This window comes from Streptomyces sp. NPDC096152, from assembly GCF_044763235.1.
In the GTDB taxonomy this organism is placed as follows: Bacteria; Actinomycetota; Actinomycetes; order Streptomycetales; family Streptomycetaceae; genus Streptomyces.
In genome coordinates this window covers 326581-349719 of record NZ_JBIWFW010000005.1, presented here as the reverse complement: position 1 = coordinate 349719, position 23139 = coordinate 326581, and the positions used below count along the sequence as shown (strand labels likewise).

At 74.1% G+C, this 23139-nt stretch carries 19 protein-coding genes; 14 read left to right on the top strand and 5 right to left on the bottom strand.

Annotated features, from left to right (window positions below; genetic code table 11):
* The first annotated feature begins 361 nt into the window (after positions 1-361).
* Genes ACIQ9G_RS19280 through ACIQ9G_RS19270 form a run of 3 tightly spaced genes read left to right on the top strand, consistent with a single transcriptional unit; the run spans position 362 to position 3326 of the window.
* Entirely contained in the window at positions 362-1366 is a 1005-nt protein-coding gene (locus ACIQ9G_RS19280) for a DUF5819 family protein (protein WP_403611293.1), read from the top strand.
* Positions 1363-2574: an HTTM domain-containing protein gene (locus tag ACIQ9G_RS19275; RefSeq protein ID WP_403610743.1), complete on the top strand. Its 1212-nt coding sequence runs from the start codon at positions 1363-1365 to the stop codon at positions 2572-2574. Before ACIQ9G_RS19280 ends, ACIQ9G_RS19275 begins: the two co-directional genes overlap by 4 nt.
* On the top strand, positions 2571-3326 hold the full coding sequence (locus tag ACIQ9G_RS19270) for a TrmH family RNA methyltransferase (protein WP_403610741.1): 756 nt from the start codon (positions 2571-2573) through the stop codon (positions 3324-3326). The genes ACIQ9G_RS19275 and ACIQ9G_RS19270 overlap by 4 nt, the downstream gene beginning before the upstream one ends.
* A 9-nt stretch (positions 3327-3335) precedes the next feature.
* On the opposite strand, the gene paaN is transcribed toward ACIQ9G_RS19270, so the two are convergent.
* Positions 3336-5027 (bottom strand): phenylacetic acid degradation protein PaaN, encoded by a 1692-nt coding sequence (gene paaN, locus ACIQ9G_RS19265; RefSeq protein ID WP_403610738.1) that lies wholly within the window; start codon positions 5025-5027, stop codon positions 3336-3338.
* Between the two features lie 160 nt (positions 5028-5187).
* Between paaN and ACIQ9G_RS19260 the strand changes: the two genes are divergently transcribed.
* Together ACIQ9G_RS19260 and ACIQ9G_RS19255 are read left to right on the top strand one after the other, a co-directional pair.
* On the top strand, positions 5188-6702 hold the full coding sequence (locus tag ACIQ9G_RS19260; RefSeq protein ID WP_403610735.1) for a 3-hydroxyacyl-CoA dehydrogenase: 1515 nt from the start codon (positions 5188-5190) through the stop codon (positions 6700-6702).
* A complete protein-coding gene (locus ACIQ9G_RS19255; protein ID WP_403610732.1) occupies positions 6699-7289 on the top strand; it encodes a TetR/AcrR family transcriptional regulator in 591 nt (196 codons plus the stop codon). The genes ACIQ9G_RS19260 and ACIQ9G_RS19255 overlap by 4 nt, the downstream gene beginning before the upstream one ends.
* Positions 7290-7333: 44 nt before the next feature.
* Here the strand turns inward: ACIQ9G_RS19255 and ACIQ9G_RS19250 are convergent, their stop codons facing one another.
* Positions 7334-7816, bottom strand: a complete 483-nt coding sequence (locus ACIQ9G_RS19250; protein WP_403611290.1) for an Lrp/AsnC family transcriptional regulator — start codon at positions 7814-7816, stop codon at positions 7334-7336.
* A 190-nt stretch (positions 7817-8006) separates the two neighbouring features.
* Between ACIQ9G_RS19250 and pdhA the strand changes: the two genes are divergently transcribed.
* The 7 genes from pdhA (at position 8007) to ACIQ9G_RS19215 (ending at position 16589) form a co-directional block, all read left to right on the top strand.
* Positions 8007-9152: a pyruvate dehydrogenase (acetyl-transferring) E1 component subunit alpha gene (gene pdhA / locus ACIQ9G_RS19245; protein ID WP_403610729.1), complete on the top strand. Its 1146-nt coding sequence runs from the start codon at positions 8007-8009 to the stop codon at positions 9150-9152.
* Positions 9149-10153, top strand: a complete 1005-nt coding sequence (locus ACIQ9G_RS19240; protein WP_403610727.1) for an alpha-ketoacid dehydrogenase subunit beta — start codon at positions 9149-9151, stop codon at positions 10151-10153. Before pdhA ends, ACIQ9G_RS19240 begins: the two co-directional genes overlap by 4 nt.
* Positions 10153-11667: a dihydrolipoamide acetyltransferase family protein gene (locus tag ACIQ9G_RS19235; protein WP_403610724.1), complete on the top strand. Its 1515-nt coding sequence runs from the start codon at positions 10153-10155 to the stop codon at positions 11665-11667. The genes ACIQ9G_RS19240 and ACIQ9G_RS19235 overlap by 1 nt, the downstream gene beginning before the upstream one ends.
* 55 nt (positions 11668-11722) lie before the next feature.
* Entirely contained in the window at positions 11723-12736 is a 1014-nt protein-coding gene (locus ACIQ9G_RS19230; protein ID WP_403610722.1) for an NTP transferase domain-containing protein, read from the top strand.
* Positions 12733-14328: a molybdopterin-binding protein gene (locus ACIQ9G_RS19225; protein WP_403610719.1), complete on the top strand. Its 1596-nt coding sequence runs from the start codon at positions 12733-12735 to the stop codon at positions 14326-14328. The genes ACIQ9G_RS19230 and ACIQ9G_RS19225 overlap by 4 nt, the downstream gene beginning before the upstream one ends.
* The gene (locus ACIQ9G_RS19220) at positions 14325-15422 is read left to right on the top strand and encodes a potassium channel family protein (protein ID WP_403610716.1); all 1098 of its coding nucleotides are present in this window, start codon (positions 14325-14327) and stop codon (positions 15420-15422) included. Before ACIQ9G_RS19225 ends, ACIQ9G_RS19220 begins: the two co-directional genes overlap by 4 nt.
* A 186-nt stretch (positions 15423-15608) precedes the next feature.
* On the top strand, positions 15609-16589 hold the full coding sequence (locus ACIQ9G_RS19215) for an NAD(P)H-quinone oxidoreductase (RefSeq protein ID WP_403610714.1): 981 nt from the start codon (positions 15609-15611) through the stop codon (positions 16587-16589).
* Positions 16590-16699: 110 nt separating this feature from the next.
* Here ACIQ9G_RS19215 and ACIQ9G_RS19210 read toward each other — a convergent pair whose 3' ends face one another.
* Complete coding sequence (locus tag ACIQ9G_RS19210) at positions 16700-17410, bottom strand: hypothetical protein (protein ID WP_403610711.1); 711 nt, start codon at positions 17408-17410, stop codon at positions 16700-16702.
* A 206-nt stretch (positions 17411-17616) separates the two neighbouring features.
* Between ACIQ9G_RS19210 and ACIQ9G_RS19205 the strand changes: the two genes are divergently transcribed.
* The gene (locus ACIQ9G_RS19205; protein ID WP_403610708.1) at positions 17617-18159 is read left to right on the top strand and encodes a bacterial proteasome activator family protein; all 543 of its coding nucleotides are present in this window, start codon (positions 17617-17619) and stop codon (positions 18157-18159) included.
* A 107-nt stretch (positions 18160-18266) separates the two neighbouring features.
* Here ACIQ9G_RS19205 and ACIQ9G_RS19200 read toward each other — a convergent pair whose 3' ends face one another.
* Positions 18267-19907: a protein kinase gene (locus tag ACIQ9G_RS19200; RefSeq protein WP_403610705.1), complete on the bottom strand. Its 1641-nt coding sequence runs from the start codon at positions 19905-19907 to the stop codon at positions 18267-18269.
* Positions 19908-20273: 366 nt separating this feature from the next.
* Between ACIQ9G_RS19200 and ACIQ9G_RS19195 the strand changes: the two genes are divergently transcribed.
* The gene (locus ACIQ9G_RS19195; RefSeq protein ID WP_403610702.1) at positions 20274-21908 is read left to right on the top strand and encodes a protein kinase; all 1635 of its coding nucleotides are present in this window, start codon (positions 20274-20276) and stop codon (positions 21906-21908) included.
* Between the two features lie 86 nt (positions 21909-21994).
* Here the strand turns inward: ACIQ9G_RS19195 and ACIQ9G_RS19190 are convergent, their stop codons facing one another.
* Positions 21995-23038 carry a phosphotransferase gene (locus tag ACIQ9G_RS19190; protein WP_403610700.1) on the bottom strand — a complete coding sequence of 348 codons (1044 nt, stop codon included), beginning with the start codon at positions 23036-23038 and terminating at the stop codon, positions 21995-21997.
* Positions 23039-23139 lie beyond the last annotated feature (101 nt).

Sequence of the window (23139 nt, the reverse complement as noted above, 5' to 3'; positions counted from 1 at the left end):
TCCCCCTCGACTTCGCTCCGTGTCTCCCGACCGATCGTTCGGTCCGGTGGGATCCATGGTGGGGCGCGGCGCCGCGGGGTGTCAACCGCTGTGGACAACCGCACGGGCCGCCTGTGGACGAACCGCTTCACTCCCGTCTCGGCCGCTCGTCTCCGCGCCTTGTCTTCGCGGTTCGTCTCCGCGCTCCCATTCCTGCGATCCTGTGTCCGCGGTCTTTTGTCTGTGTCCGGTCATCGCGGCACGGCCGAAGGACCGTCGGCGTACCGGCCGGGGCCGGGGGTGTGCCCGGAGGACGGGCATGAGTACCGTTCCGTGCGGCGCCGAGGACCGTAAGACGGACGGGGATGGGGAACGGGGCGGAATGGACGCGTACGACGAGGACTCGAACGCCCCGGACGGCGGGGGCCCGACGGGCGACACCGCGCCCGCCGGCCCCACCGGTGCCCACGATCCGCTCGGCGCCGGGGGCACACCGGGTGCCGGCGCCCGGCCCGGTGACGGCGATCCGTCCGGTGCGCCCGCCCGGCCCGGCGAAGGCGGCCCGCTCGGCGCAGGCGACCCGCCCGGCCCGGGCGATCACCCCGCCGCGCCCGACCCGGGCGGTCATTCCGTCGTGCCCGGCCCGGGCGATCACCCCGCCGCGCCCGACCCGGGCGGTCATTCCGTCGTGCCCGGCCCGGGCGATTACCCCGTCGTGCCCGGCCCCCGCGCCGAGGCCCGGGCCGGGGTCGCCGCGCTCTCCACGCCCTACCGGGTCGGTGCGGCGCTGGCGCTCGCGGTGGTGGCGGTGACCGCCTGTGTGCACCTGGGCATGGTGTTCCTGCACGTCGCGCCGTCGAACACGATGACGAAACAGCACGGCAAGGCCGTGGACGACTGGGTCTACCCGGAGTTCGAGCAGAACTGGAAGCTCTTCGCGCCGAACCCGTTGCAGCAGAACATCGCGGTGCAGGTGCGGGCCGAGGTCGCCACCGGCGCCGGTGGCCTGCGCACGACCGGCTGGTACGACCTGTCGGCACAGGACGGCCGGGCCATCGACGGCAATCCGGTGCCCAGCCACACCCAGCAGAACGAACTGCGCCGCGCCTGGGACTTCTACGGCGCCAGCCACACCAGCGAGAACCGCCCGGCGGGCCTGCGCGGCATGCTCGCCGAGCAGTATCTGCGCCGGATCGTCGTGCTGCGCCTCGGCCGCGACCACGCGGCCGGCCCGGACGGGGTGATCCAGCGCGTCCAGGTCCGCAGCCGTACCAGCAATGTGCAGCCGCCCGTGTGGAGCGGGGAGAAGGTGCCGGACACGCCCGCCTACCGCGTGCTTCCCTGGTGGACGGTGCCGAGCGGCGAGCTCGAAGGGGGTGTGCGGTGAACCGGCTCTCGCTCTGCTTCTCCCGGGGCATAGCCCGGGTCACCGAGGCGGCCCTCGGCCCGTACCAGGCGGCCGTGATCCGCATCGGCTTCTCGCTGACCTGGCTGCTGTTCCTGCTGCGCGAGTTCCCCCACCGCCAGGAGCTCTACGGGCCGGACGCGCCGTGGAGCTGGGACCTCGCCGAGCAGCTGACCGCGAGCAACGGCTCCTTCACGGTCCTGCTGTGGTTCCGGGGGCAGCCGTGGTTCGAGATCGTCTACGTGCTGGCCGTGCTGGCGAGCCTGCTGCTGATGCTGGGCTGGCGCACCCGCACCCTGTCCGTGCTGTTCATGGTCGGTGTGCTGTCGCTGCAGAACCGCAGCGTCTTCGCCGGTGACGGCGGCGACAACGTCCTGCACCTGATGTCCCTGTACCTGGTCTTCACGCGCTGCGGCCAGGTGTGGTCGCTGGACGCGCGGCGGGCCCGGCGCGCGGCGGCGGCCCGCGCGCGCGGGGAGCGGACGCCCGACCGGGCCGGCCCCGTCCTGTGGGCCGTGCTCGGGCTGGTCCTGGTCGTGGTGACCGCAGCGGGCAGGATGCGGGGCGAGTGGCTCGTCCCCGCGCTCCTGTGGGGTGTGTGGGTGGCGCAGGCCCTGTGGTGGGCCGTCGGGCGCCGGGACCGGTGGTCGCAGCCGCGGATCCTGCTCGACGTCATCGCCAACCTGGTGCACAACGCCGCGCTGCTCGTGATCGCGGCGGAGGCGTGCCTGATCTACGCGACGGCCGGCTGGTACAAGATCCAGGGCTCGCGCTGGCAGGACGGCACCGCCGTCTACTACCCGCTCCACCTGGACTACTTCTCGCCCTGGCCCGCGCTCGGCGACCTGCTGTCGGCCAGCGGCACCATGGTGATGCTGGTGACCTACGGGACGGTGGCCGTGCAGGTCGCCTTCCCGTTCACGCTCTTCAACCGGCGGGTCAAGAACGTCCTGCTGGCGGCCATGATGACCGAGCACGCGGTGATCGCCGTCGTCCTGGGGCTGCCGTTCTTCTCGCTCGCGATGATCGCGGCGGACGCGGTGTTCCTGCCGACCTCCTTCCTGCACCGCGTGGGCGGCTGGGCGGCACACGCGCGGGGGCGGCTGCCCTCGCGGGCGGGCCGGCCGGAGCCGGAGGGCGCGCGCTCCCCGGGGGACGGCGAGCCCGTCCACGTAGGCTTCGGGGCATGACCGATCCCGTTTCCCGCTGGCGCCGGCTCGCCGGGGACTGCGTCCTGCTCGACGGCTTCCACGCCCTCAAGCACGCCGTGCGTTTCGGTGCCGAGGTGCCGGTGGCGGTCACCGCCGACCGGCGGGCGGCGCTCGCCCTCGCCGACGAACTGGCGCCGGACGTACGGGACCGGCTGGGCGCCCTGCTGGCCGAGGTGCCGCAGGAGACCTACGCCTCCCTCGTGGCCCGGCCCCACCCGACCGCCGTCGCCGCCCTCGCCGTACGGCCCTCCCGCGAGGACCGTCTGGCGGTGCTGGCCCGCATGCCCCGCAGCGCGCCCGTGGTGGTCCTGGACCAGCCGCGCAACCTGGGCAACGCGGGGGCCGTGATCCGGCTGGCCGCCGGTTTCGGGGCGACCGGGGTGGTCACCACCGGAACCCTCGACCCGTGGCATCCCACCGTGGTGCGCGGCGGGGCGGGGCTGCACTTCGCGACCGCCGTGGAGCGGCTCGGCGTCGACGAGCTGCCGCCCGGTCCGCTCTTCGCCCTCGACCCGGAGGGCGAGGACATCCGGGGGCTGAAGCTGCCGGACGACGCCGTGCTCGCCTTCGGCTCCGAGCGCAGCGGCCTGTCCGGCGGACTCCGCGCACGTGCCGATCACCTGGTGGCGCTGCCGATGCGCCCCCAGGTCTCCAGCTACAACCTCGCCACCAGCGTGGCGATGACGCTGTACCACTGGAGCGCCGGCGGGGGCGCACCGCTCGCGTCCTGAGGGTCCTGCCTAGGCCTCCCGGCGGACCTCCACCACCCGGAACCGGTTGGCCACGAACGCCCCGTCGCACAGGGCCGCGTTGGCCGCCGGGTTGCCGCCCGATCCGTGGAAGTCGGAGAAGGCGGCGGTCTGGTTGACGTACACCCCGCCGGTGAGGTTGAGGGACAGCTGGGCGGCCTCCTCCAGGCACACCTCCTGCACGGCCTGCTCGACCTCGTCGTCGGTGGTGTAGGCGCCCACCGTCATCGCGCCCTTCTCGCGGATCGTGCGGCGCAGCAGCTCCACCGCGTCCGCCGCCGAGTCGACCGCGACGGCGAAGGACACGGGTCCGAAGCACTCGCTCATGTAGGCGGACTCGGCGTCCGGCTTGGCGCCGTCCAGCTTGACGATCACCGGGGTGCGGACGACCGCGCCGGGGAAGTCCGGGTTGGTGACCTCGCGCGAGGCGAGGGCGACCTCGCCGAGGCCGGCGGCGGCCTCCAGGCGCGCCTTCACGTCCGGGTTGACGATCGCGCCGAGCAGGGCGTTCGCCCGGGCGTCGTCGCCGAGCAGGCCGTCGACGGCCTTGGCGAGGTCGGCGGTGACCTCGTCGAAGGACTTGGGGCCCTGGTCGGTGCGGATTCCCTCGCGCGGGACGAGCAGGTTCTGCGGGGTGGTGCACATCTGGCCGCTGTAGAGGGAGAGCGAGAAGGCCAGGTTGGAGAGCATCCCCTTGTAGTCGTCGGTCGACTCCACGATCACCGTGTTGACGCCGGCCTTCTCCGTGTAGACCTGCGCCTGGCGCGCGTTGGCCTCCAGCCAGTCGCCGAAGGCCGTCGACCCGGTGTAGTCGATGATCCTGATCTCGGGGCGGGTGGCCAGGGCCTTGGCGATTCCCTCGCCGGGCCGCTCGGCGGCCAGTGCCACCAGGTTCGGGTCGAAGCCGGCCTCGGTGAGCACCTGGCGGGCCACCTGCACGGTGAGTGCGAGGGGCAGCACCGCGCGCGGGTGGGGCTTCACCAGGACCGCGTTGCCGGTGGCCAGGGACGCGAACAGGCCCGGATAGCCGTTCCACGTCGGGAACGTGTTGCAGCCGATCATCAGCGCGATCCCGCGCGGGACGGGCGTGAACTGCTTGGTGAGGGCGAGCGGGTCGCGCTTGCCCTGGGGCTTGGTCCACTCCGCGGTGTCCGGGGTGCGCACCTGCTCCACATAGGCGTACGCGACCGCCTCGAGACCGCGGTCCTGGGCGTGCGGGCCGCCCGCCTGGAACGCCATCATGAAGGCCTGGCCGGAGGTGTGCATGACGGCGTGGGCGAACTCGTGCGTCCGGTCGCTGATCCGCTTGAGGATCTCCAGGCAGACCACGGCGCGCGCCTCCGCGCCCGCGTCGCGCCAGGCGCGCTGTCCGGCCCTCATCGCGGGCAGCAGCTGGTCGAGGTCCGCGTGCGGGTAGGTCACGCCCAGGTCGAGGCCGTACGGCGAGACCTCGCCGCCCACCCAGTCGTCGGTGCCGGGCTGGCCGAGGTCGAGACGGGTGCCCAGCAGGGCGTCGAAGGCGGCCTTGCCCGCGGCCGCGTCCAGGCCGCCGTGCTCCCCGTAGGCCTTCGGGTGCTCGGGGTGGGGCGACCAGTACGCGCGCGTGCGGATCGCCTCCAGCGCCTGGTCGAGAGTGGGCCGGTGCCGTGCGATGAGCTCGTGCGCGGTCAGTTCGGCGGCCATGCGGGACCAACTCCTCGTCTCAAGAACTCTTCTTCGAGCTCATGACCTGGGCAGAACCATGGGCAGGAACGACTGGACAGGGCTAGAGTAACCGAACGATCGGTCGGGACAAGGGGGCCTGCCGCATCTGTGGAAAACCCCGTGCGGGAGGATCGCGCACATGACAGCACTCGACCTCAGCAGCCCCGTGGCCGTCGTCGGCACCGGCACCATGGGCCAGGGCATCGCCCAGGTCGCGCTGGTCGCCGGCCATCCGGTGCGGCTCCACGACACCGTGCCCGGGCGGGCCGGGGAGGCGGCCGCCGCGATCGGCGCGCGGCTGGACCGGCTCGTCGAGAAGGGCCGGCTCTCCGCCGCCGACAGGGACGCGGCCCGCGCCCGGCTGCGGCCCGTCGAGGACCTCGCCTCCCTCGCGGACTGCGCGCTCGTCGTCGAGGCCGTGCTGGAGCGGCTGGACGTCAAGCAGGAGCTGTTCCGCGAGCTGGAGGGCGTCGTCGGCGACGACTGCCTGCTCGCCACCAACACCTCGTCCCTGTCGGTGACGGCCGTCGGCGGCGCGCTGCGCAATCCGGGCCGCCTGGTGGGCCTGCACTTCTTCAACCCGGCGCCGCTGCTGCCGCTGGTGGAGGTCGTCTCCGGGTTCGCGACCGATGTCACCTCGGCCACCCGCGTGTACGAGACGGCCCGCGCCTGGGGCAAGACGCCGGTCGCCTGCGCGGACACCCCGGGCTTCATCGTCAACCGCATCGCCCGGCCGTTCTACGCCGAGGCGTTCGCCGTCCTCGAGGCGCAGGGCGCCGACCCCGCCACCATCGACGCCGTGCTGCGCGAGTCCGGCGGCTTCCGGATGGGTGCCTTCGAGCTGACCGACCTCATCGGGCAGGACGTCAACGAGTCGGTCACGCACTCCGTGTGGCAGTCGTTCTTCCAGGACGTCCGCTTCACGCCCTCGCTCGCCCAGCGGCGCCTGGTCGAGTCCGGCCGCCTCGGCCGCAAGAGCGGACACGGCTGGTACGACTACGCCGAGGACGCCGAGCGCCCCGAGCCGCACACCGCCGAGAAGGCGCACCCGCCCGCGTACGTCGTCGCCGAGGGCGATCTGGGCCCGGCGTCCGAGCTGCTCCCGCTGATCCGCGAGGCGGGCGTCGCCGTCCGCGAGGAGGACGAGGACCACGGCACCCGCCTGGTGCTGCCCGGCGGCGGCCAACTGGTCCTCGCCGACGGGCAGACCTCCGTCGAGTTCCGTGACGTCGTCTACTTCGACCTGGCGCTCGACTACCGCAGGGCCACCCGGATCGCCCTGTCCGCCTCGCAGGACACCTCCCCGCAGACCCTGGCGGAGGCCACCGGGCTCTTCCAGGCGCTCGGCAAGGACGTCAGCGTCATCGGCGACGTGCCGGGCATGATCGTGGCCCGTACGGTCGCCCGGATCGTCGACCTGGCGCACGACGCCGTCGCCAAGGGGGTCGCCACCGAGGAGGACATCGACACCGCGATGCGCCTGGGCGTCAACTACCCCCTGGGGCCCTTCGAGTGGAGCCGCAGGCTCGGCCGGACCTGGGCCTACGGCCTCCTGGACGACCTGCACCTGCGCGACCCCTCCGGACGCTACGCGCCGTCCCTGGCGCTCTACCGCCACGCGTACGCCACCGACAAGCGGGAGGGCACCTCATGACCACCGCCAGGCGCGACACGTACACCCCCGAGACGCTGCTCACCGTCGCCGTGCGGGTCTTCAACGACCGGGGCTACGACGGCACGTCCATGGAGCACCTGTCCAAGGCGGCCGGCATCTCCAAGTCGTCGATCTACCACCATGTCGCCGGCAAGGAGGAGTTGCTGCGCCGGGCCGTCAGCCGGGCGCTGGACGGGCTCTTCGGCATCCTCGGTGAGGAACCCGCGCGCGTGGGGCGCGCGGTGGGCCGCCTGGAGTACGTCGTGCGGCGCATGGTGGAGGTGCTCATCGCCGAACTGCCGTACGTGACGCTGCTGCTGCGCGTGCGCGGCAACACCGGCACCGAGCGCTGGGCGCTGGAGCGGCGCCGCGAGTTCGACCACCGGGTGGCCGAGCTGCTGAAGGCGGCGGCCGCGGAGGGGGACGTGCGCGGCGACGTGGAGGTGCGGCTCGCGACCCGGCTCGTCTTCGGAATGATCAACTCGATCGTGGAGTGGTACCGGCCGGACGGGCGCGGCATGAGCGAGCGCGAAGTGGCCGACGCGGTGGTGCAGTTGGTCTTCGGAGGCCTGCGCAAGGCGGACTGAGCGGCCTCCGGCCGCCACCGGCCGTCTCCGGGCCCGGCCGCCGGTCAGCCCTGGGGCTCCAGGTCCTCCTCCTCGAACACCAGCAGCGTGCGGGTGCTGAGCACCTCGGGGATCGCCTGGAGACGGGTGAGCACCACTTCGCGCAGGGCCCGGTTGTCGGGGGTGTGCACGAGGAGCAGCACGTCGAAGTCGCCGCCCACCAGCGCGATGTGGGACGCGCCGGGCAACTGCCTGAGCTGCTCGCGCACCGTGCGCCAGGAGTTCTGCACGATCTTCAGGGTGATGTACGCCGAGGTGGCCTGACCCGCGCGTTCGTGGTTCACGCGGGCGCCGAACCCGCGGATCACGCCGTCGTCGATGAGGCGGTTGATCCGCGCGTAGGCGTTGGCGCGCGAGACGTGGACCCGTTCGGCGACCGACCGTATCGAGGCGCGGCCGTCCGTCTGGAGCATCTGCAGGATGTCCTGATCAATGGCGTCCAGCGGGCGCGGCGGCGGCAGGGCGGCGCCGTTCGGGCCCTCGGCCATTTGTTCAGATGCCATGTCCCCCCGCCTCTCCGCCGTGGACGTACTGCGTACATCTCAGGTTGTGGAGAACCGTTTGTCCACAGCCTGGGGCCGCCTGTAGCCAAAATGTGCCGACGACCGAACAATCGGTAGGTGAGGCGGGTCACAGCCGACACGCCTCCCGTAGCCGCTCCCACGAGGAGGTGCCGTCATGACGGTCATGGAGCAGCGGGGCGCGTACCGGCCATCGCCACCGCCCGCCTGGCAGCCCCGTACCGACCCCGCGCCGCTGCTGCCCGACCCGGAGCCGTACCGCGTCCTGGGCACGGAGGCCGCCGCCAAGGCCGATCCGGAGCTGCTGCGCCGCCTGTACGCGCAGCTGGTGCGCGGCCGTCGGTACAACGCGCAGGCCACCGCGCTCACCAAGCAGGGCCGCCTGGCCGTCTACCCCTCCAGCACCGGCCAGGAGGCCTGCGAGGTCGCGGCCGCGCTCGCCCTGGAGGACCGGGACTGGCTCTTCCCCAGTTACCGCGACACGCTCGCCGTCGTCGCGCGCGGAGTGGACCCCGTCGAGGCCCTCACCCTGCTGCGCGGTGACTGGCACACCGGCTACGACCCCTACGAGCACCGCGTGGCGCCGCTGAGCACCCCGCTCGCCACCCAGCTGCCGCACGCCGTGGGCCTGGCCCACGCCGCCCGCCTCAAGGGCGACGACGTGGTCGCGCTGGCCATGGTCGGCGACGGCGGCACCAGCGAGGGCGACTTCCACGAGGCGCTGAACTTCGCCGCCGTCTGGCAGGCCCCGGTCGTCTTCCTCGTCCAGAACAACGGCTTCGCCATCTCCGTCCCGCTCGACAAGCAGACCGCCGCCCCCTCGCTGGCCCACAAGGCCGTCGGGTACGGGATACCGGGCCGCCTGGTCGACGGCAACGACGCCGCCGCCGTCCACGAGGTCCTCTCCGACGCCGTACGCAACGCGCGCGCGGGTGGCGGCCCGACGCTGATCGAGGCGGTGACGTACCGCATCGACGCCCACACCAACGCCGACGACGCCACCCGCTACCGCGGCGACGCCGAGGTCGACACCTGGCGCGACCACGACCCGATCGCGCTGCTGGAGCGGGAGCTGACCGGGCGGGGCCTGATCGACGAGGACGCCATCCGGGCCGCGCGCGAGGACGCCGAGACGATGGCCGCCCGGCTGCGCGAGCGCATGAACCAGGACCCCTCGCTCGACCCGACGGACCTGTTCGCCCACGTGTACGCCGAGCCCACCCCGCAACTGCGCGAGCAGCAGGCCCAGCTGCGGGCCGAGCTGGAGGCCGAGTCCGAGTCCCAGGAGGGTACGGCCCGATGACCACCGTCGCGCTCAAGCCGGCCACCATGGCCCAGGCCCTCACACGCGCGCTGCGCGACGCGATGGCCGCCGACCCCGCCGTGCACGTGATGGGCGAGGACGTCGGCACCCTCGGCGGGGTCTTCCGTGTCACCGACGGACTCGCCGAGGAGTTCGGCGAGGACCGCTGCACGGACACTCCGCTGGCCGAGGCCGGCATCCTCGGCACCGCCGTCGGCATGGCCATGTACGGACTGCGCCCGGTCGTCGAGATGCAGTTCGACGCCTTCGCCTACCCGGCCTTCGAGCAGCTCATCAGCCATGTCGCGCGGATGCGCAACCGCACCCGCGGCAGGATGCCCCTGCCGATCACCGTCCGCGTCCCCTACGGCGGCGGCATCGGCGGCGTCGAGCACCACAGCGACTCGTCCGAGGCGTACTACATGGCGACTCCGGGGCTCCATGTCGTCACGCCCGCGACCGTCGCCGACGCCTACGGCCTGCTGCGCGCCGCCATCGCCTCCGACGACCCGGTCGTCTTCCTCGAACCCAAGCGCCTGTACTGGTCGAAGGACTCCTGGAACCCGGAGGAACCGCAGACCGTCGAGCCCATCGGCCGTGCGGTGGTGCGGCGCACCGGCCGCAGCGCCACGCTGATCACGTACGGCCCGTCCGTGCCCGTCTGCCTCGAGGCCGCCGAGGCGGCGCGGGCCGAGGGCTGGGACCTGGAGGTCGTCGACCTGCGCTCCCTGGTGCCGTTCGACGACGAGACCGTCTGCGCGTCGGTGCGGCGCACCGGGCGGGCGGTCGTCGTGCACGAGTCGGGTTCCTTCGGCGGCCCGGGCGGGGAGATCGCCGCCCGGGTCACGGAGCGCTGCTTCCACCACCTGGAGGCGCCTGTGCTGCGCGTGGCCGGGTTCGACATCCCCTACCCGCCGCCGATGCTGGAGCGGCACCACCTGCCCGGTGTCGACCGGATCCTGGACGCCGTCGCGCGTCTGCAGTGGGAGGCCGAGAGCTGATGGCACAGGTGCTGGAGTTCAAGCTCCCCGACCTCGGGGAGGGGCTCACCGAGGCGGAGATCGTCCGCTGGCTGGTGCAGGTGGGCGACGTCGTCACCGTCGACCAGCCGGTCGTCGAGGTCGAGACGGCCAAGGCGATGGTCGAGGTGCCCTGCCCGTACGGGGGCGTGGTCACGGCCCGGTACGGCGAGGAGGGCACCGAACTGCCCGTCGGCGCCCCGCTGCTGACGGTGGCGGTCGGCGAACCTGCCGCCGGGGACGACAGCCAGGGCTCCGGCAACGTCCTGGTGGGGTACGGCACCGGAGCGCCCCCGGCGCGCCGCCGGCGGGTGCGCCAGGCGCCGCAGGCATCGGGCGGGCCGGCTTCGGACGCGTCCGCCCCGGGTGCGCCGGCCGCGGGTGCGGCGGACGCGCGCGCAGGGGTGGCCGCCGCGAACGGCGGTCCGGCACCGTCGGCCGCCGTCCAGGCGAGGACGGCGGGGGCGGCGTCCCTGAACGGCCGCGCCGGCACGGCCGTCCCCGGCCCGGCGGCCGACCGCTCGGCCGACGGACCCGTCCCGGTCATCTCCCCGCTCGTCCGCCGGCTCGCCCGGGAGAACGGCCTGGACCTGCGCCGGCTCTCCGGTTCCGGCCCCGACGGGCTGATCCTGCGCGCGGACGTCGAGGGCGTGCTCCGGGCCGGCACGGCGCCGGGCCGTACGGGGGCGCCGGGCACGGAGGCCACGACTGCGTCCGGCACGGCCGTGTCGGGCACGTCCGCGTCCGCCGCCGAGCGGCCCGCCGAGACGGCCGCCGGTGCCCGGCGGGCTCCCCGCGGTGGCGCCGGAGGCACGCGCATCCCCCTCAAGGGTGTGCGCGGTGCCGTGGCCGACAAGCTGTCCCGGAGCCGCCGGGAGATCCCGGACGCCACCTGCTGGGTGGACGCCGACGCCACGGAGCTGATGCGGGCGCGGGCGGCGATGAACGCGGCCGGGGGCCCGAAGATCTCCCTTCTCGCCCTCCTCGCCCGGATCTGCACGGCCGCGCTCGCGCGCTACCCGGAGCTCAACTCCACGGTGGACATGGAGGCCAGGGAGGTCGTCCGGCTCGACGAGGTGCACCTCGGCTTCGCCGCGCAGACCGAGCGCGGGCTCGTCGTCCCGGTCGTACGGGACGCGCACGCGCGGGACGTCGAGGCGCTGACCGCCGAGTTCGCCCGGCTGACCGAGGCGGCCCGCGCGGGCACCCTGACGCCCGCGGAACTGACCGGCGGCACCTTCACGTTGAACAACTACGGGGTGTTCGGCGTCGACGGCTCCACGCCGATCATCAACCACCCCGAGGCCGCCATGCTCGGCGTCGGCCGCATCGTCCCGAAGCCCTGGGTGCACGAGGGCGAGCTGGCGGTGCGGCAGGTCGTCCAGCTCTCGCTCACCTTCGACCACCGGGTGTGCGACGGCGGCACGGCGGGCGGTTTCCTGCGGTATGTGGCGGACTGCGTGGAACAGCCGGCGGTGCTGCTGCGCACGGTGTGACGCCGGGGTCCCGCCCGCATTCCCTGTGATCGCGGGCGGGACGCATACTCGGGGGGTGACCGCCTACGAGCCCCCCGGCGCCCCCGGCGCCCGTGACGTGCCCGGCGCACCCGGCGCAGTGGACGCGGCCGGGCGTGTGCCGGACGAGGGTGCCGCCTACGACGCCGTCGTGCTCGCCGGCGGTGCCGCCAGGCGGCTCGGCGGCGCGGACAAACCCGGGGTGCGGGTCGGCGGCCGCGCCCTGCTCGACCGGGTGCTCGGCGCCTGTGCCGGGGCGCGCACGACCGTCGTCGTGGCCGAACCACGGCCGACCCCGCGCCCCGTGCTGTGGGCGCGCGAGGAGCCGCCCGGCGCCGGTCCGCTCGCCGCGCTCGACGCCGGGCTGCGCCGCACCACGGCGGACCACGTCGTCGTGCTCTCCGCCGATCTGCCGTTCCTCGAAGAGGCCACCGTGCGGCGGCTGTTGGACGCCCTGCGGGCGGGCCGCGCGGACGGCGCGCTGCTCACCGACGCCGAGGGGCGCGACCAGCCGCTCGTGGCCGCGTACCGCACGGCCGCGCTGCGCCGCGGGCTGACGGCCCTCGCCGCGCCCGCACTCGGCGGCGGCTCCGCACTCGGCGGCGGCTCCGCACCCGGCGGTGCCGCGAGCGGCCCTCTCACCGGGCTGCCGCTGCGCCGGCTGACCGCCGATCTCGACCTCACCCGCGTCCCCGACCCCGTCGCCTCCTTCGACTGCGACACCTGGGACGACATCGCCGACGCCAGGGCACGCATCAGGGAGCATGGGCACGTGTTGGATGAATGGATTTCCGCAGTCAAGGACGAGCTGGGCATCGACCTGGACGTCGACACCGGCGGCCTGCTCGACCTGGCCCGCGACGCCGCCCACGGCGTGGCCCGGCCGGCGGCGCCCCTGACCACCTTCCTCGTCGGTTACGCCGCCGCGAAGGCCGGGGGTGGCCCCGAGGCGGTCGCCGAGGCCACCCGCAAGGCCGTCGCTCTCGCCCGGCGCTGGGCGGACGAGAGCGCCGCCGACGCGGGGCCCGGCGCGGGCCGGGACGCCGGATGACCGCCCGCGGCGTCCGCACCGGCGAGGACGCCGAGGATCTCGACGTCGAGGAGGTGCTCGCGCTCGTGAAGGAGGGCAACGTCCCCGCACCGGGCGAAGGCCACGGCGACAGCCGAACTCCGGGCCACGGCCACGGTGAAGGTCCCGGGACCGCCCCGGGGAGCGGCGCCGGAGAGGCCCCCGGTCCGGCCCACTTCCGCGACACCGCCCGCGCGGGATACGACGACGCCTCGTGGGACGGCCGTGACGACACCGCCTCCGCACCCGGCGCCGCGCCCCCCGAGGGGGAGCACTCCGGCCGGGGCGGCGCCGCAGCCGGTCACGGCGGCCCGCACTCGGCGGAATCCCGCCACCGAGCCGCCCCCTGGCCCGCCGCCCGCGAGATCGCCGCCCGGGCGGCCCGTGCCTCCGTCCCCCGGGGAGCCGCCGCCGTCGACACCCCCGCCGGCGCCCGCCGCGCCACCGTGTCGGTGCCCCTCGACGCAGCCCTGGGCCTGGTCCTGGCCGCCCCCCTCACCGCTCTCACCGACCTGCCCTCCTTCGACACCTCCGCCATGGACGGCTGGGCCGTGGCCGGCCCCGGCCCCTGGGACGTCCGGGACGAGGGCGTTCTGGCCGGGCACGCGCGGCCCGAGCCGCTGACCGACGGCGAGGCGGTGCGGATCGCGACCGGCGCCCGCGTACCGCAGGACTCCACGGCGGTGCTGCGCAGTGAGCACGGCCGCATGGACGACAAGGGCCGGCTGCACTCGACCTGCGAGGTCGTGCACGGGCAGGACATCCGTCCGCGCGGCCAGGAGTGCGGGAGCGGCGACCAGTTGCTGCCCCTCGGCACCCTCGTCACCCCGGCCGTGCTCGGCCTCGCCGCGGCCGCCGGGTACGACACCCTCACCGCGATCCCCCGGCCCCGCGCCGAGGTCTTCGTGCTCGGCGACGAGCTGCTCGCCGAGGGCCTGCCGCACGACGGCCTGATCCGGGACGCGCTCGGCCCGATGCTGCCGCCCTGGCTGCGGGCGCTCGGCGCCGAGGTCACCGCCGTACGCAGGATCGGCGACGACGCCGGGGCCCTGTACAAGGCGGTCACCGGATCCGGTGCCGACCTGATCGTCACCACCGGGGGCACCGCCGCCGGACCCGTCGACCACGTCCACCCCATCCTGCGCCGCCTCGACGCCGAGTTCCTGGTGGACGGCGTCCAGGTCCGCCCCGGCCATCCCATGCTCCTGGCCCGCACCAAGGAGCACCAGCACCTCGTCGGCCTGCCCGGCAATCCCCTGGCTGCCGTCTCCGGCCTGCTCACGCTCGCCGAACCGTTGCTGCGCACCCTGGCGGCGCGCCCGGCGCCGGAGCCGTACACGCTGCCGCTGAGCGACGCGGTGCACGGGCATCCGTACGACACCCGGCTGGTGCCCGTCGTGCTGCGCGGGGACCACGCGGTTCCCCTGCACTACAACGGGCCGGCCATGCTGCGGGGCGTGGCCGCCGCCGACGCCCTGGCCGTCGTACCACCGGGCGGCGCGCGGGCGGGGCAGGAGGCGGAGCTGCTCGATCTGCCCTGGGCCGCCGCCGGTATCGGTGTGTGTTTCACGTGAAACTTCCGGGCCAGGACGCGATCGCCCGCCAAGCGGACGAACACCTCGTGACCCGTCGGGTGAGACTCCCGAGACGGGTGGTGGAGCGCCCGGTCCGGCAGGTCGGCAAGCGGCTGGCCCTCGCCCTGCTGGTGCTGGTCGCGACGGTCCTCATCGTCTACGCCGACCGCGAGGGCTACCGCGACAGCTCGGACGGCTCGGTCGACTTCCTGGACGCGGCGTACTACGCGACGGTCACCCTCTCCACCACGGGGTACGGCGACATCACGCCCGTCAGCGACGCCGCCCGGCTCACCAACATCCTCATCATCACGCCGTTGCGCGTGCTGTTCCTGATCATCCTCGTCGGCACCACGCTCGAGGTCCTCACCGAACGCACGCGGGAGGAATGGCGCCTCAACCGCTGGAGGTCCACCTTGCGTGACCACACCGTCGTCGTCGGCTTCGGCACGAAGGGGCGGTCGGCCCTGCAGACCGTGTGTGCGACGGGGTTGAAGAAGCAGCAGGTCGTCGTGGTCGACCCGAGCGCGAAGGTGGTCGACGCGGCCACGGCGGACGGGTACGCGGGGGTGATCGGGGACGCCACGCGCAGCGAGGTCCTCAAACGGGCGGAGGTGGAGCGGGCCCGGCAGATCATCGTGGCCACGCAGCGGGACGACACCGCGGTGCTCGTGACGCTGACGGCGCGGCAGCTCAACCGGGGGGCGAAGATCGTGGCGGCGGTGCGCGAGGAGGAGAACGCGCCGCTGCTCCGGCAGTCCGGGGCGGACGCGGTCATCACGAGCGCGAGCGCGGCGGGACGTCTGCTGGGGCTGTCCGTGTTGAGTCCGGCCGCCGGCATGGTCCTGGAGGACCTCATCCAGCAGGGGAGCGGCCTGGACATCGTCGAACGGCCCGTCACAAAGGCCGAGGTGGGCAGGGGGCCGCGGGAGACCGACGACCTGGTGGTCAGCGTCGTACGGGGGCACCGGGTGCTCGGATACGACGATCCCTCGGTCGACGCGCTGCAATTGACGGACCGTCTGATCACCATCGTGCGGGCCACACCGGTCACCCAGGTCACCCCACACGCGCGGCCGCTGCCCACGGACTGACCGCCGCCCGCCCCGTGACCGGGTGCGGCCCGCCCCGTGACCAGCCGAGGCCTGCCCGGTGACCGGGCACGGCCTGCCCGGTGACAAGGCAGCGCCTGACCGGCGACCCGGGCGTCGGCCGCCCGCTCCGCCCGCCCGGGGCCGTGGCGCGCTGTTCCCGCGGGAGCGAGGAGTAGCGTCGGCCCCATGCATGCGATCACGATTCCCGAACCTGGCGGACCCGAGGCGTTGGTGTGGGACGAGGTGCCGGACCCGGTGCCCGGCGAGGGCGAGGTGCTGGTCGAGGTGGTGGCCGGCGCCGTCAACCGGGCCGACATCCTGCAGCGCCAGGGCTTCTACGACCCGCCGCCCGGCGCCTCCCCGTACCCCGGCCTGGAGTGCTCCGGGCGGATCGCCGCACTGGGGCCCGGCGTGTCGGGCTGGGCGGTCGGCGACGAGGTGTGCGCGCTGCTCTCGGGCGGCGGCTACGCCGAGAAGGTGGCCGTTCCGGCGGGTCAGCTGCTGCCCGTTCCCGAGGGCGTCGACCTGAAGCAGGCCGCGGCGCTGCCCGAGGTGACCTGCACGGTCTGGTCCAACGTCTTCATGATCGCCCACCTGCGTCCCGGCGAGACGCTGCTCGTGCACGGCGGCTCCAGCGGCATCGGCACGATGGCGATCCAGCTCGGCCGTGCCGTGGGCGCCACGGTGGCCGTCACCGCGGGCACCAAGGAGAAGCTGGAACGCTGCGCCGAGCTGGGCGCCGAGGTCCTGATCAACTACCGGGAGCAGGACTTCGTGGCCGAGGTGAAGGAGGCCACCGGCGGTGCCGGGGCCGACGTCATCCTCGACAACATGGGCGCCAAGTACCTCGACCGCAACGTCAAGGCGCTCGCCGTCAACGGCCGGCTCGCGATCATCGGGATGCAGGGCGGGGCCAAGGGCGAGCTGAACATCGGCGCCCTGCTCGCCAAGCGGGCCGCGATCAGCGCGACCTCGCTGCGGGCCCGTCCGCTGGAGGAGAAGGCGGCCATCGTGGCGGCCGTGCGCGAGCACGTGTGGCCGCTGATCGCCGCAGGTCACGTCCGGCCGGTCGTCCACCGCGAAGTGCCGATGAGCGACGCGGCGGCCGCCCACCGGGTCGTGGAGGAGAGCAGCCACATCGGCAAGGTCCTCCTCGTCGCCGGCTGACCTCCCCGGCCCCGAAGCCCCCGGGCGCCCTCGCGCCCGCCACGGCGTGACCAGCGACGGCGCGACCTGCCACGGCGCGACCTGCCACGGCGCGACCTGCCACGGCGCGGCTAGCCGCGGCGCACCCTGAGGCCGACGAAGGCGAGGCCCAGGCCGAGGCCGATCAGGACGAGCCCGCTGCCGAGGGGCAGGATCCGGAGCACGGGCTCGGCCGCGGAGGCGCTCCGGGCGGCGGACCGTGCCGCCGGGTCGTCCGGCGGCACGGACGCGGCGGGAGCGGCCTCCTCGGGTGTCCGGGGGGCGGCCGTCTCCGTCGACGCGCCGGTCGGGTCCGCGCCTTCCTCCCGCGCACCCTCGTCCCACGCGCCGTGGTCCCGCCCGCCCTGGTGCCGCCCCCTCGCGCCCTCGTCCTCCGGCGGGGCCGTGTCGTCGCCCTCCACCCGGGCGTCCGGCCCCGTCGACCGCCCCGGCCGCTGCCGTCCCTCGCCGGGACGGCTCCCGGCCCGGGACGGCTCGGCGGAGTGCGGGGAGGAGGTGGCGGAGGGCGCGGCGGCCGGACGGGCGGAGGCGGGAGCGGGGGCCGGGCGGTGGGCGGACGAGGCCGCCGGGGACGGACGGGCGGAGGCGGACGCCGGGTGCGCGGGGGCGCCTTCGGGCGCCGGGCGCGCGGAGGCGGAGGCGGGCGCCGGACGGGCGGCCGTGGGGCTCGGGGAGACCTTCGCCGGGTCGTACGACGAGGCGGAGCCGCAGGGCAGGGCGACGGCTCCCAGAACGGCCAGCACTCCCGTCGTGCGCAGTGCGATGCGCGGCCATGGAGTCACGTCGTGGACCCCCTCAAGGTGCCCGGTCGGTGGATCGGTGGATCCGTGGCACCACACTCACATCACCGTCCCGATCCGGCACTCCGGGCGCGGCCGATGGGTCGACCGGCCCCGCGCGGGCGCCCCGATCCGGGGGCGACACGGTGGATCAGCTTCCGCGGGGGGCACCACGGAGGTGAGGTGTACGGGTGCGAGAGAATGGCGGCATGGAGATGCCGAGGAACGAACGGTCGCCGGAGAACCCCCAGATCCTGGTCGTCGGCCAGGACGGCATGGCGCTCGGCGGTGGTGGTGGCGACGACGACGTCCGCGAGATCCCGGTGACGGAGCAGGTGGAACAACCTGCCAAGGTCATGCGGATCGGCAGCATGATCAAGCAGCTTCTGGAGGAGGTGCGGGCGGCTCCTCTGGACGAGGCGAGCCGGAACCGGCTGAAGGAGATCCACGCCAGCTCGGTCAAGGAGCTGGAGGACGGCCTGGCGCCGGAGCTCGTCGAGGAGCTGGAGCGGCTGTCCCTGCCGTTCACGGACGAGGGGACGCCCAGCGACTCGGAACTGCGCATCGCGCAGGCCCAGCTGGTCGGCTGGCTGGAGGGGCTCTTCCACGGCATCCAGACCACCCTGTTCGCCCAGCAGATGGCCGCGCGGGCCCAGCTCGAGCAGATGCGCCGCGCGCTTCCCCCGGGCATCGGCCAGGAGGGGAGCGACGACCCCCGCGCCGGCGGCCGTTCGGGCGGACCGTACCTGTAGGCCGGTGAGCCCGCGGGCCCGCCGGCCCACGGGTTCCCCGCGGAGACCACGGAAGGGGCCCGGCAGCCGAACTGCCGGGCCCCTTCACCGTGTCGTGGACGGACCGCTCAGGAGGCGGGGTTGCCCGTCGAGACGCCGAGCTGGATCTCGGGCATGTTCTTCGGGTCGACGTCCGTGCCCGCGGCGGGGAACTGGTTCATGACGGTGCCGTCGCCGTAGGTGTTCTCGTCCATGTCCTTGACGCTCACCTTCCAGCCCGCGGCCTGCAGGCAGGCCTTGACCGACTTGACGTACTTGTACTGGAAGTTGGGCACCTGGATCTTCGCGGGGTCGTTGTACGACTCCTGCGGTTCCGTGCACTCGCTGCTGTCGATCGTCCTGGACGGGTCCGGCCCGCGGTAGCCCGCCGCCTTGGACGCCGAGGCGCTCGCGCTGCCGCTCGAGCGGGCGGTGCCGCCGTTGTCGTCGCCCTTGTTGTGCAGCACCAGGGCCAGGATCAGGCCGAGGACGGCGATGCCGGCGACGGCGACCGAGCCGATGACCACCGGCCGGCCGCTCCGGCTGCCCGGGCCGCCTCCCATGGGCGTGGTCTGCGGAGACATCGTGTACGGCGGCGGGGTCGAGGCCTGCTGGTGCGCGTACGGCGACGGGGCGGGCGTCTGGTAGCCGCCCTGCTGCGGATAGCCGTACGCCGGGGACGGCCCGGAGGGGACCGGGTTGCCGTACGGGTTCGGGACCGGCTGGTACGGCGTCTGGACGTTGCCCGAGGGCGCCGGGTTCGCCTGGTCGACCGGCGGGAACACCGCCGAGCCGACGCCCGCGCCGCTGGAGGTCTGGACGCCGGGGACGATGCTCGGCGGGGCCGCCTGGACGGAGGACGCCACGCGCAGGCACTCGTCGCGCATGGTCTCGGCGTTGGGGAAGCGCTCGTTCGGGTTCTTCTTCAGCGCGCGGGCGACCAGCGCGTCCACCGCCGGCGGCAGGGAGCGGTTGATCGAGGAGGGCGCCACCGGCTCCTCCTGCACATGCGCGTAGGCGATGGCCAGCGGCGAGTCGGCGTCGAACGGCAGGCGTCCGGTGACCAGCTGGAAGAGCATGATGCCGACGGAGTACAGGTCGGACCGCGCGTCCACGCCCCGGCCGAGGGCCTGCTCCGGCGACAGGTACTGCGGGGTGCCGACGACCATGCCGGTCTGCGTCATGGAGGTGACGCCCGACTGCATGGCGCGGGCGATGCCGAAGTCCATCACCTTGACCACGCCGCGCTTGGTCATCATCACGTTGCCCGGCTTGATGTCGCGGTGGACCAGGCCCATCTCGTGGCTGATCTCCAGCGCGGCGAGCACGTCCGCGGTGATCTTCAGGGCCTTGTCGGCGGGCATGGCGCCCTGCCGGCGGACGTCCTCGTCGAGCACCGAGCCCAGCGGCCGTCCCTCGACGTACTCCATGACGATGTACGGCATCGTGGTGCCGTCGAGCTCGTCCTCGCCGGTGTCGAAGACCGAGACGATGTTCGTGTGCGTGAGTTTCGCCACTGACTGGGCCTCGCGGCGGAACCGCTCCCGGAACGCCTGCTCCCGGCCCAGCTCGGTGTGGAGCGTCTTGATGGCCACCTGGCGGTCGAGCACGGAGTCGTAGGCGAGATGCACCGAGGCCATGCCGCCCTCACCGAGCAAGTCGCGCAGCTGGTAGCGGCCGCCGGCCAGTGCCCGCCCCGCGAACCGGCTCTGTGCGCCGTCCTGGCTCATGTTCTGCGTCCCCCATAGGCGCGGCGGCAGCGGATGCTGTGCTCCCGCGTTCGGCTGTCCGTCGACCGGATCCGGTGATCGAAAGTGCTATTCCCGGCCAAGTCTGCCCCAGGGCACGGACACGTCAAGCTCGGTGCCCGTTCCGTGACCGTACGCGAAAGAAGCGTCGCGCAAGCGTTACAGCTGGCGTCCCACTGGTACACGCAATTTGCACGACCGCACCCGCACGGGGTTTCATGGCCGGTCCGTCTCGGGCCGGTTCCCGCGACGCTTCTGGACCGGCGGCTTGCGCCGAACCTGTAGCGTGGCCGACGGAGACCGTAACAACACCGCGCGCACCGCGGGCAGAAACGACGGCGAGGACTGATGGCACAGACGCAGCGCGCCCAGGGCCCGTCCGACCCCGAGGCGTCCGGCGGCGGCATGTCAGAGGCGCCGGAGATGTGGGGCAACGGCGGCCTGGTCGGCGACGGCCGGTACCGGCTGACCCGCAGACTCGGCCGGGGCGGCATGGCCGAGGTGTTCGCCGCCGAGGACGTGCGCCTCGGACGCACCGTGGCCGTGAAGCTGCTGCGCGCCGACCTCGCCGAGGACCCGGTCTCCAAGGCCCGCTTCACCCGCGAGGCCCAGTCGGTGGCCGGCCTCAACCACCACGCGATCGTCGCCGTGTACGACTCCGGCGAGGACCAGGCGAACGGCCAGGCCGTGCCGTACATCGTGATGGAGCTGGTCGAGGGCCGCACCATCCGCGACCTGCTGCTCAACGCCGAGGCACCGGGCCCGGAGCAGGCCCTGATCATCGTCTCGGGCGTCCTGGAGGCGCTGGCCTACTCGCACCAGCACGGCATCGTGCACCGCGATATCAAGCCGGCCAACGTGATCATCACCGACAACGGCGCCGTGAAGGTGATGGACTTCGGCATCGCCCGCGCCCTGCACGGGGCGTCCACGACGATGACGCAGACCGGCATGGTGATGGGCACCCCGCAGTACCTGTCGCCGGAGCAGGCCCTCGGCAAGGCCGTGGACCACCGCTCCGACCTGTACGCGACGGGCTGCCTGCTCTACGAACTGCTCGCGCTGCGCCCCCCGTTCACCGGTGAGACCCCGCTGTCGGTGGTGTACCAGCACGTCCAGGACATCCCGGTGCCGCCGTCGCGGACCTCGGAGGGCACGTGCCCGCCGGAGCTGGACGGCCTTGTCATGCGCTCGCTCGCCAAGGAGCCCGACGACCGTTTCCAGACGGCGGAGGAGATGCGCGGGCTGGTCCAGTACGGGCTGCAGATGCTCTACGACCACGGCGGCCACACCGGCACCTGGAACACCGGCCCGGTGGGGGCGCACGAGGGTCGGCACACCCCGGCGGCGGGCTTCGCCGGCACGACCGTGATGCCGCACCCCGCGGACTCCGGCTCCGGCACCGCGCAGATCCCGCAGCCGATCCTGCCGGGCGGGTACGGCGGTGGTGACGACGGCGGCTTCGAGGGGCACGGCAACCGGGGCAGCGGCCGCGGCAAGCTGTGGATCCTCGCCGCGCTCGCGGTGATCGCCGTCGCGGCGGGCGTCGCGCTGGCGCTGAACAACCAGGGCAGCGGCGGCGGAGGAGGCGGCGGCACCACCAAGTCGCCGACGAGCACGCACGCCACCAAGGACCCCAAGTCCAGCTCCACGCCGAGCGACTCGACCACGGACCGGCCGACGGACACGTCGACGGACAGCGGCAGCGGGTCGGGAGGCTCCGGAGGGGACTGGACCCCGTCCAGCCAGCCCTCGTACACGCCCTCGCAGTCCGCGCCGGACCAGCAGTCCGGCCAGCCGTCGAACCCCGCCAGCTCCGCCCCGCAGTCCAGCCCCCCGGCGTCGGGGAGCACGACCGGCGGCACGACGGACGGCGGTACGACGACCGGCGGCACGACGACCGGCACCACCACCGGCGACACCAGCGGAGGCACCCCCGGTACGACCACGGGGGACCTCACCACCGGCGGCGGGACCAACTGACCGTCCGCCACGCGCGCGTGGAGCCCCCTCGGGCCGCACGCGCGCGTCCCGGACGCCGTCGGCACGCCGGACGCGCCTGAGCCGGATCACTCCGCGAACGCCCCGCACACCGCGTCGTACTCCCGCGTCCACCACACCACGAGGGCCGAGGCGGCCGGGAACTGCGGGTCCGCGCGGGTGTCGCTGCGTTCGTAGTGCCAGCGCAGCATCCAGAAGTCGTTCAGGCGCTCCCACCACACCCGGTGCACCGCGGCGGCGAGCTCGGAGGGCGCCGCCCCGGCCGCCCGCCGGTACGCGCGCGCGTACGCCCTGACCTTCGGCAGGTCGAGGGTCCCGGCGGGCCGGAGGAAGAAGATCGCGGCCGCCCGTACGGCCTCCTCCGCGCGGGGCTGCACCCCGAGCCGGTCCCAGTCGACGATCGCCGCGGGCGCGTCCCCCCGGTAGAGCAGGTTGAACGGGTGGAAGTCCCCGTGCACCCAGCCCACCGGGCCGCCGGGCGGCGGACGCCGGTCCGTGTGCTGCTCCAGCAGCGCCCGCCGCTCCAGGAGCCGGTACCTGGCCAGCTCGTCGAAGGCGTCGAGGGGGCGCCGGCGGCTCACGTGGGCGAGCAGGTCGTCGATCAGGGCGAAGGTGTCGTCGGGGTCGGCGCTCTCCACGGGGTGGGGGCCGGTGGCCGGGCGGGTGCGCCCCTTCGGCGGCATCACGCGCTCCAGGCAGGCGTGCACGGCTCCCAGCAGCGCCCCGAGGCGCGCGCACTGCCCGGTGGTGAGCTGGCCGCCGTGGCGGTGCCGGCCCTCGACCCAGGGGTGCAGGGCGTACGCGTGGCCGCCGACGACGGCGACCGTGCGCCCGTCCCGGCCGGTGAGCGGGGGCGCCACCGGGACGCCGAGATCGGCCAGGCGCTGGGTGGCGCGGTGCTGGCGGGCGATGGCCGCGGGGTCGGCGGTGTCCGGATCGAAGTGGTGCTTGAGGAAGTAGCGGCCGCGGGTCGTGCACAGCCGGTAGCCGCGGTTGAGCAGGCCCTGGTCGACGGGTTCGCAGGTGAGGGCGGAACCGGCGGTGTACTGGCGCAGCAGGGCGCTCAGAGGGGGCGCGAGGGGTACGGGGGGTGGTACACAAGGGCGCGGCACGCGCCAGATGCTAGGGCACCGGGCGAGGCCGTGAGCTGGGCGTTGTCACAGGCAGTCTCCGGTAGTCGCTTTCGGTCACTACAGGTCGTGTGCCGTCCTCC

Coding starts and splice junctions, on each gene's coding strand:
- ACIQ9G_RS19280 (WP_403611293.1), top strand. CDS start 362: ATGGACGCGTACGACGAGGACTCGAACGCCCCGGACGGCGGGGGCCCG.
- ACIQ9G_RS19270 (WP_403610741.1), top strand. CDS start 2,571: ATGACCGATCCCGTTTCCCGCTGGCGCCGGCTCGCCGGGGACTGCGTC.
- paaN (WP_403610738.1), bottom strand. CDS start 5,027: ATGGCCGCCGAACTGACCGCGCACGAGCTCATCGCACGGCACCGGCCC.
- ACIQ9G_RS19260 (WP_403610735.1), top strand. CDS start 5,188: ATGACAGCACTCGACCTCAGCAGCCCCGTGGCCGTCGTCGGCACCGGC.
- ACIQ9G_RS19255 (WP_403610732.1), top strand. CDS start 6,699: ATGACCACCGCCAGGCGCGACACGTACACCCCCGAGACGCTGCTCACC.
- ACIQ9G_RS19250 (WP_403611290.1), bottom strand. CDS start 7,816: ATGGCCGAGGGCCCGAACGGCGCCGCCCTGCCGCCGCCGCGCCCGCTG.
- pdhA (WP_403610729.1), top strand. CDS start 8,007: ATGACGGTCATGGAGCAGCGGGGCGCGTACCGGCCATCGCCACCGCCC.
- ACIQ9G_RS19240 (WP_403610727.1), top strand. CDS start 9,149: ATGACCACCGTCGCGCTCAAGCCGGCCACCATGGCCCAGGCCCTCACA.
- ACIQ9G_RS19235 (WP_403610724.1), top strand. CDS start 10,153: ATGGCACAGGTGCTGGAGTTCAAGCTCCCCGACCTCGGGGAGGGGCTC.
- ACIQ9G_RS19225 (WP_403610719.1), top strand. CDS start 12,733: ATGACCGCCCGCGGCGTCCGCACCGGCGAGGACGCCGAGGATCTCGAC.
- ACIQ9G_RS19215 (WP_403610714.1), top strand. CDS start 15,609: ATGCATGCGATCACGATTCCCGAACCTGGCGGACCCGAGGCGTTGGTG.
- ACIQ9G_RS19205 (WP_403610708.1), top strand. CDS start 17,617: ATGGAGATGCCGAGGAACGAACGGTCGCCGGAGAACCCCCAGATCCTG.
- ACIQ9G_RS19200 (WP_403610705.1), bottom strand. CDS start 19,907: ATGAGCCAGGACGGCGCACAGAGCCGGTTCGCGGGGCGGGCACTGGCC.
- ACIQ9G_RS19195 (WP_403610702.1), top strand. CDS start 20,274: ATGGCACAGACGCAGCGCGCCCAGGGCCCGTCCGACCCCGAGGCGTCC.